The 18,437-nt window shown below is 41.1% G+C and carries 19 protein-coding genes; all 19 read left to right on the top strand.

Translation table 11 applies throughout. The annotated features are described in order from the left end of the window. Positions 1-114 precede the first annotated feature (114 nt). Positions 115-894, top strand: a complete 780-nt coding sequence (locus M9H69_RS09830) for an enoyl-CoA hydratase-related protein (protein ID WP_000048041.1) — start codon at positions 115-117, stop codon at positions 892-894. A gap of 15 nt (positions 895-909) precedes the next feature. Then, positions 910-1,632, top strand: a complete 723-nt coding sequence (locus M9H69_RS09825) for a CoA transferase subunit A (protein ID WP_250315522.1) — start codon at positions 910-912, stop codon at positions 1,630-1,632. 1 nt (position 1,633) lies between these two features. Further along, entirely contained in the window at positions 1,634-2,287 is a 654-nt protein-coding gene (locus M9H69_RS09820) for a 3-oxoacid CoA-transferase subunit B (protein ID WP_000644732.1), read from the top strand. A 194-nt stretch (positions 2,288-2,481) separates the two neighbouring features. Then, a complete protein-coding gene (locus M9H69_RS09815) occupies positions 2,482-3,390 on the top strand; it encodes a LysR family transcriptional regulator (RefSeq protein WP_250315521.1) in 909 nt (302 codons plus the stop codon). A gap of 15 nt (positions 3,391-3,405) precedes the next feature. Continuing rightward, positions 3,406-4,518 carry an acyl-CoA dehydrogenase family protein gene (locus M9H69_RS09810; RefSeq protein WP_000221882.1) on the top strand — a complete coding sequence of 371 codons (1,113 nt, stop codon included), beginning with the start codon at positions 3,406-3,408 and terminating at the stop codon, positions 4,516-4,518. 3 nt (positions 4,519-4,521) lie between these two features. Then, the gene (locus M9H69_RS09805; RefSeq protein ID WP_250315520.1) at positions 4,522-5,439 is read left to right on the top strand and encodes an MBL fold metallo-hydrolase; all 918 of its coding nucleotides are present in this window, start codon (positions 4,522-4,524) and stop codon (positions 5,437-5,439) included. A gap of 64 nt (positions 5,440-5,503) precedes the next feature. Continuing rightward, positions 5,504-6,484 (top strand): nitronate monooxygenase, encoded by a 981-nt coding sequence (locus M9H69_RS09800; protein WP_284453905.1) that lies wholly within the window; start codon positions 5,504-5,506, stop codon positions 6,482-6,484. A gap of 175 nt (positions 6,485-6,659) precedes the next feature. Further along, on the top strand, positions 6,660-8,633 hold the full coding sequence (locus M9H69_RS09795) for a DHH family phosphoesterase (protein WP_250315518.1): 1,974 nt from the start codon (positions 6,660-6,662) through the stop codon (positions 8,631-8,633). Next, positions 8,630-9,082, top strand: a complete 453-nt coding sequence (gene rplI / locus M9H69_RS09790; protein ID WP_000864211.1) for a 50S ribosomal protein L9 — start codon at positions 8,630-8,632, stop codon at positions 9,080-9,082. The genes M9H69_RS09795 and rplI overlap by 4 nt, the downstream gene beginning before the upstream one ends. Before the next feature lie 43 nt (positions 9,083-9,125). Next, on the top strand, positions 9,126-10,478 hold the full coding sequence (gene dnaB / locus M9H69_RS09785; protein WP_000852476.1) for a replicative DNA helicase: 1,353 nt from the start codon (positions 9,126-9,128) through the stop codon (positions 10,476-10,478). Position 10,479: 1 nt separating this feature from the next. Further along, a complete protein-coding gene (locus M9H69_RS09780; protein ID WP_001278166.1) occupies positions 10,480-10,755 on the top strand; it encodes a Veg family protein in 276 nt (91 codons plus the stop codon). Positions 10,756-10,845: 90 nt separating this feature from the next. Next, a complete protein-coding gene (locus tag M9H69_RS09775) occupies positions 10,846-11,955 on the top strand; it encodes an N-acetylmuramoyl-L-alanine amidase family protein (protein ID WP_250315517.1) in 1,110 nt (369 codons plus the stop codon). A gap of 84 nt (positions 11,956-12,039) precedes the next feature. Continuing rightward, positions 12,040-14,673, top strand: a complete 2,634-nt coding sequence (polA, locus tag M9H69_RS09770) for a DNA polymerase I (RefSeq protein ID WP_250315516.1) — start codon at positions 12,040-12,042, stop codon at positions 14,671-14,673. A gap of 278 nt (positions 14,674-14,951) precedes the next feature. Continuing rightward, positions 14,952-15,242 carry a thiamine-binding protein gene (locus M9H69_RS09765; protein WP_002880743.1) on the top strand — a complete coding sequence of 97 codons (291 nt, stop codon included), beginning with the start codon at positions 14,952-14,954 and terminating at the stop codon, positions 15,240-15,242. Next, entirely contained in the window at positions 15,205-15,963 is a 759-nt protein-coding gene (locus tag M9H69_RS09760; RefSeq protein WP_250315515.1) for an ABC transporter permease, read from the top strand. The genes M9H69_RS09765 and M9H69_RS09760 overlap by 38 nt, the downstream gene beginning before the upstream one ends. A gap of 38 nt (positions 15,964-16,001) precedes the next feature. Continuing rightward, a complete protein-coding gene (locus M9H69_RS09755) occupies positions 16,002-17,009 on the top strand; it encodes an ABC transporter substrate-binding protein (protein ID WP_250315514.1) in 1,008 nt (335 codons plus the stop codon). After that, positions 17,009-17,737 carry an ABC transporter ATP-binding protein gene (locus M9H69_RS09750; RefSeq protein WP_250315513.1) on the top strand — a complete coding sequence of 243 codons (729 nt, stop codon included), beginning with the start codon at positions 17,009-17,011 and terminating at the stop codon, positions 17,735-17,737. Before M9H69_RS09755 ends, M9H69_RS09750 begins: the two co-directional genes overlap by 1 nt. Positions 17,738-17,841: 104 nt before the next feature. Further along, positions 17,842-18,054, top strand: a complete 213-nt coding sequence (locus tag M9H69_RS09745) for a hypothetical protein (protein WP_250315512.1) — start codon at positions 17,842-17,844, stop codon at positions 18,052-18,054. A gap of 48 nt (positions 18,055-18,102) precedes the next feature. Continuing rightward, positions 18,103-18,405 carry a DUF7675 family protein gene (locus tag M9H69_RS09740; RefSeq protein WP_250315511.1) on the top strand — a complete coding sequence of 101 codons (303 nt, stop codon included), beginning with the start codon at positions 18,103-18,105 and terminating at the stop codon, positions 18,403-18,405. Positions 18,406-18,437: the final 32 nt, after the last annotated feature.

The raw sequence follows: 18,437 nt of genomic DNA, 5'->3' as shown, positions 1-18,437 counted from the left end.
AGTAGACGGATGGAAAAAAAAAGTTTATGATGAAAATGTAAGCTCTTACATTTTGTGTTGGTATTTGTTGACGCTGTACTCTGTACTCAAAATAAATCAAGTAGGAGCAGAACAATGAGTAAAACTGTTTTATTAGAGGTTAAGAATGGTCTTGGCTATCTAACAATTAACCGTCCATCGGCTTTGAACGCTTTAAGTTCAGAAGTCTTAAAGGATTTGAATCTCGCTTTAGACCAAATTGAAGCAAGCGAGGATATTCGTGTTGTCATTGTGACTGGTCAAGGAGAGAAAGCATTTGTCGCGGGAGCAGACATTAAAGAGATGGACCAAATGTCTCCAATTCAGGCTCATGAATACATGACCTATGCGAACGACACCTTTACCCGCTTATCTGAATTGACTCAGCCAACTATTTCAGTATTGAATGGTTATGCTTTGGGAGGCGGTTTAGAATTAGCTCTTTCAACTGATATCCGAATCGGCTATGACAAGACAATGGTTGGCTTCCCTGAAGTCGGCTTGGGAATCATTCCTGGTTTTGCAGGTACCCAAAGAATGTCTCGTTTGATTGGTACTAGTAAAACAAAGGAATTAATCTTCACTGCTAGAATGGTTAAAGGGCAGGAAGCATATGATCTTGGAATTCTTAACAAGTTGGTAGCAGCAGAAGAACTATTGCCTGCGGCAGAAGAGCTAGCAGCAGCGATTATGAAAAATGCACCGCTAGCAGTTGAAAAAGCTAAACATATTATCCAAGTTGGCTCAGAACTCCCTCTGAAAAATGCTATTCGTTTGGAAACAGAAGCAGAAGCTCTACTCTTCTCAACAGAAGATAAGGTAGAAGGAATGCGCGCTTTTGTTGAAAAACGCAAAGCTGTCTTTCAACGTAAATAAGAGAGGAGATAGGTTATGAAAGTTGTAACATTGTCTGAAGCTATTTCCTTGATTCATTCAGGAGATAAAGTTGGTATTTCTGGATTTCTCGGAGTGGGAGAACCACTTGAGTTAATTGAGGGACTGGTTCGTCAAAATCAGCAAGATTTGACCTTGGTGTCTGTTGTAACTTCTCAACCCGGTAAGGAAGTTGGAGTTGGTCGTCTTTGTGAAAATCATCAAGTTACAAAGTATATTGCAGCCCATGTAGGAACATCTGCTGCTGCTCAGCATGATTATTTCTCAGGAACCATGAAAGTGGAGTTCACTCCGATGGGAACTGTCGTAGAACGCTTACATGCTGCAGGTGCAGGTCTTGGAGCAGTTTTAACGCCAACAGGTGTAGGAACAATTCTTGAAGATGAGCACGAAAAAGTAACTCGAAATGGAAAAGAATATTTGATTTATGATCCATTGAAGATTGATATTGCCTTGATTAAAGCTACTAAGGCTGATAAATATGGTAATCTTTATCTAGATGGGACTACTAAAAACATCTCTCTTCAACTCGCTCTAGCGGCTGATACAGTCATTGTTGAGACAAACGAGTTGGTTGAAGTCGGGGAAATTGATCCAAATGATATTTACATCCCTGGTATCCTAGTTGACTATGTCGTTCAAGGATTGACACCACAAGAGCATCATCAGATGATGGGAGACTTGTGGACAGAGACAAAAAAACTGGCGGGGGTGAAGTAAAATGAAAGCAAAAGAAATTATCGCAAGACGTGTAGCGCTTGAATTTAAAGATGGAGATGTGGTCAATCTTGGATTTGGGATTCCAAACGCTTCTGCTGATTATATTCCTGAAGGAGTAAATGTTATTTTGCAGGCAGAAAATGGCGCCCTTCGATTTGGAGAAACACCAACTAAAGACACCTATAATGCCAATTTAGCGAACTCTGGTGGAGCTCCTATCACATTGTTGCCCGGAGCAGCCTTGTTTGATCTACAAACTTCCTTTGCCATTATTCGTGGTGGACACGTGGATGCAACCGTTCTGGGAGCGCTAGAAGTCAGCCAAGATGGTAGCATTGCGAACTGGATTATCCCAGGGAAATTTGCTCCTGGTATGGGTGGCGCAATGGACTTATTGGTAGGTGCTAAGCGTGTAATCGGGGCTATTCAACACACAACTGCTGATGGGGAATCCAAGTTGTTGAAAGAATGTACCTTGCCACTTTCAGCTAAGGGAGTGTTAGATCTCGTTATTACTGATTTAGCTGTTTTTGGATTCAAAGATGGTAAATTCTTATTGAAAGAGTTGGCTCCTGGTGTGACATTAGAAGAAGTTCTTGAAAAAACAGCTGGGGAAGTCATTGTCGCAGAAGACCTAAAAACAATGCCGATTTAAGCAAAAAAAGAGCTATTTTCTACTTATTGTGTTATGATATAAACTAGATAGTATTGTAAGCGCTTTATATACAACGTTAAAATGAAGTATTCGAAATGTTATTTCGATAAAAAGTCAGTAGACAACTATCAAACACTAGAATAGTTGTCTAATTGACTTACTAAAATAGTGAAGGAAAGCTAGGTGATGGGTAAGTGGATATTATCCAAATGAACTATTTCATCAATATCATAGAATGCGGATGCAACCTTTCCATTGCTGCAAAGAAGATTCACATTAGTCAATCAGCCTTGAGTCAATTCGTGACAAATTTTGAAGCAGCTGAAGGGATTCAATTATTCAATCGCAAGAATGGAAGATTAGAAAGTTTAACAGATTCGGGACGCAAAATTTATCGTTATGCGACCGAGATTGTGAATCGACATGAAGAAATGCTTTCCATGATCCATATAGAAGCTCAAAAGCAAAAAGGCACCATTAATTTTGGTATTCCGTCCTTGATTTTACGAGTTTATTTTGCTAGTGCCTTGCCTCATTTTCTGAAAAATAATCCTCATATCCATATCCAGGTTACGGAAGGTGGAGGGAAGGAAATTCGTCAAAAAATGGTTGATGGAGATTTGAATCTCTCTATTCTGATAGAGCCTACGAGCCTGGATGCTAAAAAATATGAACAACATATCATTCAATTGGATGAATACGTTGCTTATATGGATAAGGATCATCCGCTGGCTCAGAAAAGCTTGTTGGAATGGTCTGATATTGCTGGTTATGAATTGGCAACCTTCAACAAAACATTTACGACTTATGATTTAGTGACAGAAAAACTTCGTTCACAACGAATTGAGGCTAAATTTGCTTATCTTTCCTCTACTTGGGACTTCCTAGTTGAATCAACTCATCAGACAGATTTGATTGCTCTTTTACCAAGGCCGGTTGAATATTTTGTGGACAAGAGTCGTTTTAAGGCAGTTAGATTCAAGGATCCTATTCCATTTAATATTTGGTTTTGTAGACCCTATAAAAACTCCTACAATGAAGTAGAGTCTTATATATATGAAGAATTGTTGAAAGATTATTACCAACCGTTTTCTGACAACTAAGCTGAGGTGAATGCGATGACCTATAATGACGTGCTGGCGCGAGAATTGAAGGCAGACGTGAAAGTGTTGATTCGGGACTATTTCAAGTCTCGTGAGGATGAACAACAGTTCCCTAGAGAATTGCTTTATCAGTTTATTGAGCGATTTGATATCTTTTCCTTGCTTTTAGATAGTCAAGATTCTGTTTTGAGAACCGAGTTTTTGACCTTTATTCGCTTGATTTCAAAAGATTTCCCTGCTTTTTCTGCTGTTCTGCTAACTCAGGCATGTTATGGTATCTATCCTATTTTACGATATGGAAGTCAGGAACAAAAATCGCGTTATGTAGAACCATTAGTAAGGGGAGAAATCTTAGCTGGCTTGGGATTTTCCGAAGGAAAATTGATGGAAAGCTTGGAGGTTATTGCAACAACCGCAAGGAAAACAGAGGCAGGTTGGTCTTTAACTGGGAAGAAGTCAATTGTATCAAATTGCCGCTATACAGATATTTTGTTAATCTTAGCCAAGGTTCAGGAAACTAACGGAGAAGATGGATATGGATTTTTCATTGTTGATACGACTCGACCGGGGGTTGCTTTTGGAGATGATATAGCAAAACCTGGTTTACAGGGTTTACCTGTGAATTCGGTAACTTTTGACCAGGTCATATTGCCAGAAGATAGTCTGCTAGGATTGACCTTAAATGGGGAAACTCAGTTAAATGATATTATCAAAAAATTACAGCTAGGATTAAGCGCAATATCTATTGGTATCTCTGAGGGAGCTTTTGAAAAAGGTCTGGCTTTTGTAAAGGTCAAAAGAGGATTTGGGAAACGATTAATCGATGCGACAGTCTATCAACATCAATTTGCAGACTTGTATACTAAGCTGTGTGCGGCTGAATCTTACTTTGCCTCCTACAAGGACAGGATGAAGGCGGATTCTCTCTTTGTATCTCAGATAAAACTTTATACGACAAAAGTAGCAATTGAGATTTCTGAGGAAATTATTAGATTAATTGGACCTCTTCAAACCTTGGATGACATCCCTATAGACCGTTATCTAAAGGATGCCAAAACGATTGAAATCTATGGAAAATCTGGGGATTCGATTCGTAAAAGAATAGCAGCCCAATGGATAAAGGAGTAAAGCATGGCAGAACTCACCTTACAGGAATATCAATTTCATGATATGAAACTGACATGGCTACGTGGAGCCGATAAATTGACGGATGCAGGGACTCTTTTTGGTCCGGTTCCGAAAGTTGTGTGGTCTCGTTACTACCCAACAAATGATGCTAATATGATGGCAGAATTGACGGATCCTATTTTGATCCAGTACAAGGGTAAAAATTACTTGATAGATGCAAGTTTTGATACAGCAAAATTATCCGATAAACAAAGGCGTAACTTAGGAATCTTGTCTGAAAGTCGGGTAGAAGAAAGTTTAGATCTTTTAGGACTATCGCCTGAAGACATTGACATCGTGCTGATGACACATATGCACCACGATCATTCTGGTGGCTTGACGTATGTGAATGATCAAGGGAAGCTGGTTTCCAAGTATCCAAACGCCAAGATTATTGTGAATGATGTCGAGTGGTATGAGATGAGAAACCCTAATGATCGAACGCGGGGAACTTATCTGAGAGAAAATTGGGAACCGATTCAAGATCAGGTGACGACTTTCTCAGAGTATATCAATGTCATTCCAGAAATCCAAATGATTCACACAAGTGGTCACAGCAATGGCCACAGTATTATCTTGCTCAAACAGGGGAAAGATACGATGATCCATATGGGGGACTTGATGTTATCACATGTTCATCGAAATCCTCTCTGGGTTCCAGCAGTTGATGATTATCCTATGAAATCAATTTTAGCCAAAAAGAAGTGGTTGCGTCAGGCTTTTGAGAATCATTATAAGTTTTTCTTTTACCATGATCAATTTTTCGCGGTGGTAGAGTTTGACAAGGATGGGAAGGAATTTGTAGATTATGTTCTACGTTCTCGCCCCCCACTTATTCCTTTTACAGATCAGCAGGATCGTAAGCCAGATTTTTTAGGATAGCAGAATATGAGGAGACAAATGTAACATTTTCTTGTTGACGGGGATATTGGTGCACCATGCATCCATTTGCCAACAAGAATCAACAGAAAATAAAAGGAGGACTCATATGTCAATTACAAAACTTTTACAGATTCAATATCCAATTTTTCAAGGGGCTATGGCTCAAATCTCGCACTATCAACTAGCAGCAGCTGTTTCTGAGGCTGGAGGTCTGGGAATTATCGCTTCAGGTGGTATGACCGGAGAGCAGTTGCGAGAAGAAATTCGTGAACTGAAAAAGTTGACAGATAAGCCTTTTGGTGTCAACATCATGTTGATGATGAAAAACATCAAGGATATTGTGACCGTTATCATTGAAGAAAAGGTTCCAGTGGTAACTACAGGTGCAGGAACTCCTAAGCATATCATGCCTTACTTGAAAGAAGCAGGAATCAAGGTTATTCCAGTTATTGCCAGTGTCAAGCATGCTCAAAAAATGCAAGAATTGGGAGTTGATGCTGTAATCGCTGAAGGTTCAGAAGCTGGTGGGCATATTGGAGAAACCAATACAATGGCTCTTATCCCACAAATCGTTGATGCGGTAACGATTCCAGTCATTGCTGCAGGAGGTGTGGCAGATGGTCGTGGACTTGCTGCTGCGATTGCACTAGGTGCACAAGGAGTTCAAATGGGAACAGTTTTTCTTGCTTCAGAAGAATGTCCAATTTCTCCAGCCTATAAAGAAGCTATTTTGGCGGCAAGTGATACAGCGACTGCGGTTACAGGCCGCATTGCGGGAGCGCCAGTTCGTTGTATTCGCAATGAGATGACGGATCACTACATTGAATTAGAGCAGAAAGGTACAAACCGAGAGGAACTGGAAGAAATTACGATCGGTTCCCTATCTAAGGCTGTCTATGAAGGTGATACAGTTCATGGTTCAATGATGAGCGGACAAATTGCGGGTTTGGTGAAAGACATCAAACCATGTAAGACTATTTTAGAATCAATTGTGAAACAGGCGCAAGAGTGCCTACAAGACATTCGACTAGAATTAGGTGAATAATGTAATCTAGGCGGAAGATTCTGCACTGATGTGGAAAAAGGAGAGCGAGGCATTTGCTATCCTTTTTTATATATGGTTTCTTTAAGAGCATCTTGCTATAATAAAAGCAGTGCTTTCTCTTTAAAGGTCGCTTTTTAAGGGCTTTTGTGATATAATAATGCGCAAGAGGTTTAGAATGAAAAAAAATAATTTAATCCCGTTTTCTGCAGTCTTGCTAGGACTTGCAACTTTCGGAATCTTAACTTTGCTGATTATTTTTTCACATAATCTTGCTGTAACAATCACTGTTTTATTTTTATTTGTACTGCTTTATCTGCTTTTATTTGTATGGCAAAAAAAACAGTATGAAAAGAGCGAAATTGAACAAATCCAATATGTAAATCACCAAGCCGAAAATAGCTTGAGTACTTTGCTTGATCAAATGCCGGTGGGAGTCCTGAAATTAGACTTATCAAGTGGAGAAGTGGAATGGTTTAATCCCTATGCTGAGCTGATTTTGACTACTGAAGAAGGCGAAATTGATGTTGAGTTAATTCAAACCATCATCAAGGCTTCTGTTGGGAATCCAGGTTCCTATGCTACCTTGGGCGAAACACGGTATGCTGTTCATATGGACAAGGCTTCAGGCGTTTTGTATTTTTTTGATGTTTCTGGGGAGTACGAAGCAACTGTCGAATTGGTAACTAGCCGTCCAGTCATTGGGGTCATCTCAGTGGATAATTACGATGATTTGGAGGATGCGACGTCTGACTCTGATATCAGCCATATCAATAGCTTTGTAGCTAATTTTGTTTCAGAATTTGCTAGTAAGTATGCTATGTTTTCTCGCCGTGTGGGGATGGATCGTTTTTATGTATTCACAGATTACACAGTACTCGAGGAATTGATGAATGATAAATTCTCTGTTATTGATACTTTCCGAGAAGAATCAAAACAGAGGCAGCTACCCCTAACTTTAAGTATGGGATTTTCTTATGGTGATGGAAATCATGAAGAGATAGGGAAAATTGCCTTGCTCAACTTGAACTTAGCAGAAGTTCGCGGTGGTGACCAGGTGGTGGTCAAGGAAAATGACGAAACCAAGAATCCAGTCTACTTTGGTGGAGGAACTGCTGCGTCTATCAAACGTACTCGTACACGTACGAGAGCCATGATGACAGCCATTTCTGATAAGATTCGAAGTGTTGACCAGGTTTTTGTAGTCGGTCATAAAAATCTAGATATGGATGCCTTGGGATCTTCGGTTGGTATGCAATTGTTTGCAAGTAATATTATTGAGAACAGTTATGCTGTCTACGATGCAGATAAAATGTCAGCAGATATCGAGCGTGCTATCCAGTTCTTAAAGAAGGAAGATACTACGAAACTTTTATCTCTTACTGATGCGATGAAGCTAGTTACAAGCCGTTCGTTATTGATTTTAGTGGATCACTCAAAGACGGCTTTGACCTTATCGAAAGATTTTTATGATTTGTTTGCTCAAACTATTGTTATTGACCATCATAGACGTGATCAGGATTTCCCTGAGAATGCAGTCATCACCTATATTGAAAGTGGAGCAAGTAGTGCGAGTGAGCTGGTCACAGAATTGATTCAGTTCCAAAATTCTAAGAAAAATCGTTTGAGTCGTATGCAGGCTAGCGTACTGATGGCTGGAATGATGTTGGATACCAAGAACTTTACATCTCGCGTAACGAGTCGAACCTTTGATGTGGCTAGCTACCTCAGAACACGTGGAAGCGATAGTATTGCTATCCAGGAGATTGCTGCGACAGATTTTGAAGAGTACCGTGAGGTAAATGAACTCATTTTACAAGGTCGTAAGCTAGCTTCAGATATCTTGATTGCCCAAGCTAAGGACTCAACCACTTATGACACCGTTGTTATCAGTAAGGCTGCCGATGCTATGCTGGCTATGTCCGGTATTGAGGCTAGTTTCGTTCTGGCAAAAAATACACAAGGATTTATCTCTATCTCGGCTCGAAGCCGTAGTAAAATCAATGTGCAACGTATTATGGAAGAGCTAGGTGGCGGAGGCCATTTTAATCTAGCGGCTGCGCAAATCGAGAATATGAGTCTGTCAGAAGCAGGAGAGAAATTGACTAAACTAATCTTGGATGAACTAAAGGAAAAGGAGAAAGAAGAATGAAAGTAATCTTTTTAGCAGATGTTAAAGGAAAAGGAAAAAAGGGCGAAATCAAGGAAGTGCCAACTGGCTATGCTCAAAACTTCCTGATTAAAAAGAATTTGGCCAAGGAAGCGACTGCTCAAGCAGTGGGTGAGTTGCGTGGAAAACAAAAATCAGAAGAAAAGGCTCATGCTGAAATGATTGCTGAAGCAAAAGCCATCAAGGCTAAGCTTGAAGCAGAAGAAACGGTTGTAGAGTTTGTTGAAAAGGTTGGACCAGATGGCCGTACATTTGGCTCCATCACTAACAAGAAAATTGCAGAAGAATTGCAAAAGCAATTTGGTATCAAGATTGACAAACGCAATATTCAAGTGCAAGCACCAATTCGAGCAGTAGGTTTGATTGATGTACCAGTGAAAATCTATCAAGATGTTACAAGTGTCATCAATCTTCGTGTAAAAGAAGGTTAAGTTTACAATTTCTTGACAAGATTGTAAAAGGAAGGAAAGTCGGATGGCAGAAGTAGAGGAACTGCGAGTTCAACCTCAGGATATTTTGGCAGAACAATCTGTTCTGGGGGCTATTTTTATAGATGAGAGTAAGCTCGTTTTTGTCCGAGAATACATTGATTCTCGTGACTTCTTTAAATATGCTCATCGGTTGATCTTCCAAGCGATGGTAGATTTGTCGGATCGTGGGGAAGCAATTGATGCGACGACAGTTCGGACGATTTTGGATAGCCAAGGGGATCTCCAAAATATTGGTGGCTTGTCTTACCTTGTCGAAATTGTCAACTCTGTACCAACTTCAGCCAATGCAGAATATTATGCTAAAATCGTAGCCGAAAAGGCTATGCTACGTCGCTTGATTTCCAAGTTGACAGAGTCTGTCAACCAAGCCTATGAGGCTTCTAAGCCTGCAGATGAAATCATCGCTCAAGCTGAAAAGGGACTCATTGATGTTAGCGAAAATGCCAATCGTAGTGGGTTCAAGAATATTCGCGATATTTTAAATATCAACTTTGGGAACTTAGAAGTTCGGTCACAACAAACAACGGATATCACTGGTATTGCAACGGGTTACCGTGATTTGGACCATATGACGACAGGTCTCCACGAGGAGGAGCTAATTATCCTAGCGGCGCGACCAGCGGTTGGTAAGACAGCTTTTGCCTTGAATATTGCTCAGAACATTGGGACTAAGTTGGATAAGACGGTTGCTATCTTTTCGCTGGAAATGGGTGCGGAAAGTCTAGTAGACCGGATGCTAGCGGCCGAAGGATTAGTGGAGTCCCATTCTATCCGTACAGGTCAATTGACTGATGAGGAATGGCAAAAGTATACCATTGCTCAAGGGAACCTAGCCAACGCGAGTATCTATATCGATGATACACCAGGGATTCGGATCACGGAAATTCGTTCGCGCTCACGCAAACTGGCTCAAGAAACTGGAAATCTTGGTTTGATTTTGATTGACTACCTACAGCTTATCACAGGAACTGGTCGTGAGAACCGCCAACAAGAAGTCTCTGAAATTTCTCGTCAGTTGAAAATTCTAGCTAAGGAGCTAAAAGTTCCAGTCATTGCTCTTAGTCAGTTATCTCGTGGAGTGGAACAGCGTCAGGATAAGAGACCAGTCTTGTCTGATATTCGTGAATCGGGTTCTATCGAGCAGGATGCGGATATCGTAGCCTTTCTATACCGTGACGACTACTATGATCGTGCGGGTGAAGAAGAGGAAGGAATTCCAAATAACAAGGTAGAGGTTATCATCGAGAAAAACCGTAGTGGAGCTCGCGGTACGGTGGAATTGATTTTCCAAAAAGAATACAATAAATTTTCAAGTATCTCAAAGAGGGAGGCATAAGATGTCAGATGCATTTACAGATGTAGCCAAGATGAAAAAAATCAAAGAAGAGATCAAGGCGCATGAGGGACAAGTCGTTGAAATGACTTTGGAGAATGGCCGTAAGCGCCAAAAAAACAGACTGGGTAAGTTAATTGAGGTTTATCCATCTCTGTTTATCGTTGAATTTGGGGATGTTGAAGGAGATAAACAAGCCAATGTCTATGTTGAATCCTTCACCTACTCAGATATCTTGACAGAAAAGAACTTGATTCGCTATCTAGACCAAGAATCATAAAATGAAGTGAGCTTTGCTCACTTTTTTCTTTTTCTCCCGAATAGTATAAACGAGGGTAACCTCGGAAATTTATATCACTAAGGAGAATGAATGACGTTTTTTAAATCAGGAGTTAAGAAGAGTAGATGTACTCAGTTGAGTGTAGGGTTGGCTACTTTGTTCGTTACGAGTACCTTTTTGTTTGGTGGGGAATCGGTTCAGGCCGACAGTGTAGCGCGTGGTGATGACTATCCGCTTCACTACAAAAATGGTAGTGTTGAAATCGATCAATGGCGGATGTATTCTCGCCAGTGTACCTCTTTTGCGGCCTTTCGTTTGAGTAGTGTAAATGGCTTTGAGATTCCTCCTGCCTACGGAAATGCGAATGAATGGGGGCATCGTGCTAGTCGTGAAGGTTATCGTGTGGATACTAAGCCAGAAGTTGGGGCTATTGCTTGGTCGACAGAAGGTTATTATGGGCACGTGGCCTGGGTATCAAATGTATCAGGGGATACGATTGAGATCGAAGAGTATAATTATGGGGTTAGGGAGAAATACAATCGTCGCAGCGTAAAAGCTAGTTCTATGACAGGCTTTATTCATTTCAAGGATTTATCCGCTAGCCATGGTGCGAGTGAGGGTGCTCGTAACTCAGAGCTTCCGTCCAGTGGGACAATAGTGTTCACGGGAAAATTGCCGATTATGGAGCAACCATCAAGCACAGGACAAGTTATTGACTACTATTATGCTGGTGAAAGTGTGAGTTATGACCAAGTGCTTGAAAAAGATGGTTATAAGTGGCTCAGTTATTTGTCTTATAGCGGTTCTAGAAGATATGTGCAGTATGCAGAGTTAAGCAATACAGAAAAAGGCTGGAAAAAAGAAGGAGGGAGTTGGTATTACCGAGAGAATGGTAAGCTAGCGACAGGATGGAAAAAAGTTAACGGCAGTTGGTATCACTTTAAAGACAATGGAAGCATGTCAACAGGTTGGGTGAAGGATAGTTCGCATTGGTACTATCTAAAGGCATCAGGGGAGATGCAGACAGGATGGCTCAAGGAAAATGGAACATGGTATTATTTGGAGAGTTCAGGTGCTATGAAGTCTAGCCAGTGGTTCCAGGTAGGAGGAAAGTCTTATTACGTCAATGCTTCAGGGGCTTTAGCAGTGAATACTACTGTAGATGGCTATCGAGTGGATAGTAATGGAGCTAGAATCTAGAAAGAATATAAAAAAGAGGGCTTCACTACCATTTGCCTATTCTTTCCGATGGTATTTTTCCCCGCTTTCCTTTATAATGGGTGTATGGACAAGAAAAAATTATTATTAATTGATGGATCTTCAGTTGCTTTTCGAGCTTTTTTTGCGCTTTATCAGCAGTTGGATCGGTTTAAAAATGCTAATGGCCTTCATACCAATGCAATCTACGGTTTTCAACTCATGTTGAATCATGTCTTAGAGCGGGTTGAGCCTAGTCATGTTTTGGTAGCCTTTGATGCAGGTAAGACGACTTTCAGAACAGAGATGTATGCAGACTACAAGGGTGGCCGTGCTAAAACTCCAGATGAGTTTCGTGAGCAATTTCCCTTCATTCGTGAGTTGTTAGACCATCTTGGGATTCGCCATTATGAGTTGGCCCAGTATGAAGCTGATGATATCATCGGGACCCTAGGTCGTTTGGCTGAGAAGGATTCTTTTGATGTGACAATCGTTAGCGGAGACAAGGACTTGATCCAGTTGACGGATGAGCATACGGTTGTCGAGATTTCTAAGAAAGGTGTGGCTGAGTTTGAGGCCTTTACGCCAGACTATCTTATGGAAAAAATGGGCCTCACACCAGCTCAGTTTATAGATCTCAAGGCTCTTATGGGGGATAAGTCTGATAATATCCCTGGCGTCACTAAGATCGGTGAAAAGACGGGTATCAAGCTCTTGCTAGAACACGGTTCGTTAGAGGGTATTTATGAAAATATCGATGGGATGAAGGCTTCTAAGATGAAGGAAAATCTCATCAATGACAAGGAACAAGCCTTTTTGTCTAAAACCTTGGCGACCATTGAGACAAATGCACCGATTGAGATTGGCCTTGATGATTTGCTTTATAGTGGACCAGATGTGGAAAATCTCGGGAAATTCTACGATGAGATGGGCTTCAAACAGCTCAAGCAAGCTTTAAATGTGTCATCAACGGATGCGCCTGAAAGTTTGGATTTCACTATCGTTGACCAAGTCAGTCAAGACATGCTGAGCGCCAACTCTATCTTCCACTTTGAGCTTTTTGGTGAGAATTACCATACAGATGACTTGGTTGGTTTTGCCTGGTCCTGTGGGGATAAACTTTACGCTACAGACAAACTTGAGCTCTTGCAGGAGCCGATTCTCAAGAATTTTCTAGAAAAAACACCTCTGAAAGTGTATGACTTTAAGAAAGCGAAGGTTCTTTTAAATCGTTTGGGCTTGAATTTGCAGGCCCCTGCTTTTGACAGTCGTTTGGCCAAATACCTCCTCTCTACTGTCGAGAACAATGAAATTTCAACCATTGCGAATCTCTATGGCCAAACTTATTTGGCTGATGATGAGATTTTCTACGGTAAGGGAGTCAAGAAAGCCATTCCTGAGAGAGAGAAATTCTTGGAGCATTTGGCTCGCAAGGTTGCTGTATTGGTTGAGACTGAGCCGGTTTTACTTGAAAAACTCAGTGAACATGGGCAGTTAGATCTCCTCTATGACATGGAGCAACCTCTGGCTTTTGTCCTTGCCAAGATGGAAATTGCTGGTATCAAGGTCAAAAAAGAAACCCTGCTTGAGATGCAAGCTGAAAATGAGGTCGTCATTGAGCAACTCACTCAAGAGATTTACGAACTGGCTGGTGAGGAGTTTAATATCAACTCACCCAAGCAGTTGGGCGTGCTTCTCTTTGAAAAGCTCGGCCTTCCTCTAGAATACACCAAGAAAACCAAGACAGGTTACTCGACAGCAGTGGATGTGCTGGAGCGTCTGGCTCCTATTGCACCGATTGTCAAAAAAATTCTAGACTACCGTCAGATTGCTAAGATTCAGTCCACCTATGTGGTTGGCTTGCAGGATTGGATTTTAGATGATGGCAAGATCCATACGCGCTATGTGCAAGATTTGACTCAGACTGGGCGTTTGTCTAGTGTAGATCCAAACCTCCAAAATATCCCTGTTCGCTTGGAACAAGGCCGTCTCATTCGTAAGGCTTTTGTACCAGAGTGGGAGGATAGTGTCCTTCTTAGCTCCGACTATTCACAGATTGAGTTGCGCGTTTTGGCGCATATCTCTAAGGATGAGCACTTAATCAAAGCCTTCCAAGAGGGAGCAGATATCCATACTTCGACAGCTATGCGTGTCTTTGAAATTGAACGTCCTGAGGATGTGACGCCAAACGACCGTCGCAATGCCAAGGCTGTCAACTTTGGAGTGGTTTACGGGATTTCAGATTTTGGTTTGGCGAACAATCTTGGTATTAGTCGTAAGAAGGCCAAAGCCTACATTGATACCTACTTTGAGCGTTTTCCTGGGATTAAAAACTATATGGAAGAAGTGGTACGTGAAGCGCGTGATAAGGGATATGTAGAGACCCTCTTCAAGCGTCGTCGAGAGCTACCAGATATCAATTCGCGCAGCTTTAACATTCGTGGTTTTGCAGAGCGAACTGCCATTAACTCCCCTATTCAGGGTTCGGCAGCAGATATCCTCAAGATTGCTATGATCCAGCTAGACAAAGCTCTAGTTGAGGGTGGTTATCAGACCAAGATGCTCTTGCAAGTGCATGATGAAATCGTCCTTGAGGTTCCGAAATCAGAACTAGCAGCCGTTAAAGCTCTAGTGAAACAAACCATGGAAGAAGCCATCCAACTCAGTGTTCCACTCATTGCTGATGAGAATGAAGGAGCAACTTGGTACGAAGCTAAATAAGAAAGTTATGAAAGAGTTTGAAGCATTTGCCTTCAAACTCTTTTTCATAGTTTTCTGTAAGCAGTTTCCTTGACTTTTCCTAGTATTTGCGTTACTATATTTCCATATAAGATATGGGAGTCTGTGTACAGTCTGAGAGGAAGTGTTAAACTTCGACCGCACCTGATCTGGGTAATGCCAGCGTAGGGAAGGATACTTAACCGAATTCTGCACCTTTTCCATATATGGCAAAGGTTTTTCTTTTTGTCAAAAAGAAAAACTGAGAAGAGGAGGTTTTTATGAAAGCAAGCATTGCCTTGCAAGTCTTGCCCCTATCACAGGGGATTGATCGAATTGCTATTATCGATCAAGTGATTGCTTATCTGCAAGCTCAGTCCGTGACCATGGTGGTGACACCCTTTGAAACGGTCTTGGAAGGGGAGTTGGATGAGCTTATGCGCATTCTCAAAGAAGCGCTTGAAGTGGCCGGGCAGGAGGCAGATAATGTCTTTGCCAATGTCAAAATAAATGTAGGAGAGATTTTAAGTATTGATGACAAACTTGAAAAGTATACTGAGACGACACATTAGTCTATTGGGTTTTCTAGGAGTCTTGTCAATCTGGCAGTTAGCGGGAGTATTCAAACTTTTACCCAAGTTTATCTTGCCAACTCCTCTTGAGATTCTCCAGTCCTTTGTTCGTGACAGAGAATTTCTCTGGTACCATAGCTGGGCGACCTTGAGAGTGGCTTTGCTAGGTCTAGTCTTAGGAGTCTTGATTGCCTGTCTTATGGCGGTGCTCATGGATAGTCTCTCTTGGCTCAATGACTTGATTTATCCTATGATGGTGGTTGTTCAGACCATTCCGACCATTGCCATAGCGCCTATCTTGGTCTTGTGGCTAGGCTATGGGATTTTGCCCAAGATTGTCTTGATTATCCTGACAACAACCTTCCCTATCATCGTCAGTATTTTGGATGGATTTAGGCATTGTGACAAGGATATGCTGACCTTGTTTAGTCTGATGCGAGCAAACCCTTGGCAAATCCTTTGGCATTTTAAAATACCAGTCAGCCTGCCCTACTTTTATGCGGGATTGAGGGTCAGTGTCTCCTACGCCTTTATCACAACCGTGGTGTCCGAGTGGCTAGGAGGCTTTGAAGGACTAGGTGTCTACATGATTCAGTCCAAGAAACTGTTTCAATATGATACTATGTTTGCGATTATTATTTTAGTGTCGATTATCAGTCTTTTGGGTATGAAGCTGGTTGATGTTAGTGAAAAATATGTGATTAAATGGAAACGTTCATAGGACAAGAACGTTTGAGAAAAAGAAAAGAGGAAATGAAAATGAAGAAAACATGGAAAGTGTTTTTAACGCTTGTAACGGCTCTTGTAGCTGTCGTACTGGTGGCCTGTGGCCAAGGAACTGCTTCTAAGGACAACAAAGAGGCAGAAGTTAAGAAGATTGACTTTATCCTAGACTGGACGCCAAATACCAACCACACAGGGCTGTATGTTGCCAAGGAAAAAGGTTATTTCAAAGAAGCTGGAGTGGATGTTGATTTGAAATTGCCACCTGAAGAAAGCTCGTCTGACTTGGTGATCAATGGCAAGGCGCCATTTGCTATCTATTTCCAAGACTACATGGCTAAGAAATTGGAAAAAGGTGCAGGAATCACTGCCGTTGCCGCTATCGTTGAGCACAACACATCAGGAATCATCTCACGTAAATCGGACAATGTCAGCAGTCCAAAGGACTTGGTTGGGAAGAAATACGGAACTTGGAATGACCCGACTGAACTTGCTATGTTGAAAACCTTGGTGGAATCTCAAGGTGGAGACTTCGAAAAGGTCGAAAAAGTACCAAACAACGACTCAAACTCCATCACACCAATTGCCAATGGCGTCTTTGACACTGCTTGGATCTACTATGGGTGGGACGGTATCCTTGCCAAATCTCAAGGTGTAGACGCCAACTTCATGTACTTGAAAGACTATGTCAAGGAATTTGACTACTACTCACCAGTTATTATCGCAAACAACGACTATCTCAAAGACAACAAGGAAGAAGCTCGTAAAGTCATCCAAGCCATCAAAAAAGGCTACCAATATGCTATGGAACACCCAGAAGAAGCTGCGGATATTCTCATCAAGAATGCACCTGAACTCAAGGAAAAACGTGACTTTGTCATCGAATCGCAAAAATACTTGTCAAAAGAATACGCAAGCGACAAGGAAAAATGGGGACAATTTGACGCAGCTCGCTGGAATGCCTTCTACAAATGGGACAAAGAAAATGGTATCCTTAAAGAAGACTTGACAGACAAAGGCTTCACTAATGAATTTGTAAAATAATGACAGAAATTAGACTAGAACACGTAAGCTATGCCTATGGCGATGAAAAGATTTTAGAGGACATCAACCTGCAGGTGACTTCGGGTGAAGTGGTTTCTATCCTAGGTCCAAGTGGTGTTGGAAAGACCACTCTCTTTAACCTAATCGCTGGGATTTTAGAAGTCCAGTCTGGGCGAATTGTCCTTGATGGCGAGGAAAATCCTAAGGGGCGCGTGAGTTATATGTTGCAAAAGGATCTCCTCTTGGAGCACAAGACGGTGCTTGGCAATATCATCCTGCCCCTCTTGATTCAAAAGGTGGATAAGGCGGAAGCTATTGCCCGAGCAGATGAAATCCTTGCGACCTTCCAGCTGACAGCCGTACGGGATAAGTATCCTCATGAACTTAGTGGTGGAATGCGCCAGCGTGTGGCCTTGCTCCGGACCTATCTTTTTGGCCACAAGCTCTTTCTTCTTGACGAGGCTTTTAGCGCTTTGGATGAGATGACCAAGATGGAACTCCACGCTTGGTATCTGGAGATTCATAAGCAGTTGCAGCTAACGACCTTGATCATCACACATAGTATTGAAGAGGCCCTCAATCTCAGCGATCGAATCTATATTTTGAATAATCGCCCTGGGCAGATTGTTTCAGAAATTAAACTAGATTGGTCTGAAGATGAGGACAAGGAAGTCCAAAAAATTGCCTACAAACGACAAATATTAGCAGAATTGGGATTAAATACTTAGAAAAATTGGGAGTTAGTGAAGATTATCCTTTACCAGCGCCCTTTTTGTCTATAAATGGAAATTCTTATAGATAAAAATTGATATGATTGACGTATGGTGATGTGATGAAAAAAGAAGAAATTAAAACATATTTAGATACAGATCTTGAATTTAATGTTAATGGCCGAGGTGCTTGTTTCTTATCCAGCATTTGTGTAGTTGGATATGATTATGAAGGTCATCAATTTAATACGATTGATGAAGCTATGGAAGCTAAGGTTTTTGATGGTAAAAGTTTAGTGGATATATGGGATGAAGTTTTTCCACAAGTATTTTAAAATAAAAATATGGTCACATTATTGACTAAGATGATAGAAAGAGCCTGAATGATGTTAAATAACAACTTAATGGAATGCGATAAACCAAGTTCATCCGATGGAATAGATGAACTCATTATTTCGGAGTCCAATCTTGAAGGGTACAGTGATTTTTACAAAGAAAGTGAAGAGTCAAAAGTTTGGTGGATTGATAAGATAGATGTTGGAGGAGAGCTATTGTTCAGTTTTGATCAGCAAAAAATTTATAATCTTTTTCTTGATTATCCTCACAATATGACGGAAGAAGAAGTTAGAATTTTTGATATCGAAAATCCATTTTGGAGAGATTTTTTCTCGGATAGAAAGTCATAAACTATACATTTATTTGTAAGAATTGAATGATA

The organism is Streptococcus oralis (genome assembly GCF_023611505.1).
In the GTDB taxonomy this organism is placed as follows: Bacteria; Bacillota; Bacilli; order Lactobacillales; family Streptococcaceae; genus Streptococcus; species Streptococcus oralis_CT.
Note: the sequence above shows the minus strand (reverse complement) of the source record. Positions and strands in the feature narration are given on the sequence as shown.

Coding starts and splice junctions, on each gene's coding strand:
- M9H69_RS09830 (WP_000048041.1), top strand. CDS start 115: ATGAGTAAAACTGTTTTATTAGAGGTTAAGAATGGTCTTGGCTATCTA.
- M9H69_RS09825 (WP_250315522.1), top strand. CDS start 910: ATGAAAGTTGTAACATTGTCTGAAGCTATTTCCTTGATTCATTCAGGA.
- M9H69_RS09820 (WP_000644732.1), top strand. CDS start 1,634: ATGAAAGCAAAAGAAATTATCGCAAGACGTGTAGCGCTTGAATTTAAA.
- M9H69_RS09810 (WP_000221882.1), top strand. CDS start 3,406: ATGACCTATAATGACGTGCTGGCGCGAGAATTGAAGGCAGACGTGAAA.
- M9H69_RS09805 (WP_250315520.1), top strand. CDS start 4,522: ATGGCAGAACTCACCTTACAGGAATATCAATTTCATGATATGAAACTG.
- M9H69_RS09795 (WP_250315518.1), top strand. CDS start 6,660: ATGAAAAAAAATAATTTAATCCCGTTTTCTGCAGTCTTGCTAGGACTT.
- rplI (WP_000864211.1), top strand. CDS start 8,630: ATGAAAGTAATCTTTTTAGCAGATGTTAAAGGAAAAGGAAAAAAGGGC.
- dnaB (WP_000852476.1), top strand. CDS start 9,126: ATGGCAGAAGTAGAGGAACTGCGAGTTCAACCTCAGGATATTTTGGCA.
- M9H69_RS09780 (WP_001278166.1), top strand. CDS start 10,480: ATGTCAGATGCATTTACAGATGTAGCCAAGATGAAAAAAATCAAAGAA.
- M9H69_RS09775 (WP_250315517.1), top strand. CDS start 10,846: ATGACGTTTTTTAAATCAGGAGTTAAGAAGAGTAGATGTACTCAGTTG.
- polA (WP_250315516.1), top strand. CDS start 12,040: ATGGACAAGAAAAAATTATTATTAATTGATGGATCTTCAGTTGCTTTT.
- M9H69_RS09765 (WP_002880743.1), top strand. CDS start 14,952: ATGAAAGCAAGCATTGCCTTGCAAGTCTTGCCCCTATCACAGGGGATT.
- M9H69_RS09760 (WP_250315515.1), top strand. CDS start 15,205: ATGACAAACTTGAAAAGTATACTGAGACGACACATTAGTCTATTGGGT.
- M9H69_RS09755 (WP_250315514.1), top strand. CDS start 16,002: ATGAAGAAAACATGGAAAGTGTTTTTAACGCTTGTAACGGCTCTTGTA.
- M9H69_RS09750 (WP_250315513.1), top strand. CDS start 17,009: ATGACAGAAATTAGACTAGAACACGTAAGCTATGCCTATGGCGATGAA.
- M9H69_RS09745 (WP_250315512.1), top strand. CDS start 17,842: ATGAAAAAAGAAGAAATTAAAACATATTTAGATACAGATCTTGAATTT.
- M9H69_RS09740 (WP_250315511.1), top strand. CDS start 18,103: ATGATGTTAAATAACAACTTAATGGAATGCGATAAACCAAGTTCATCC.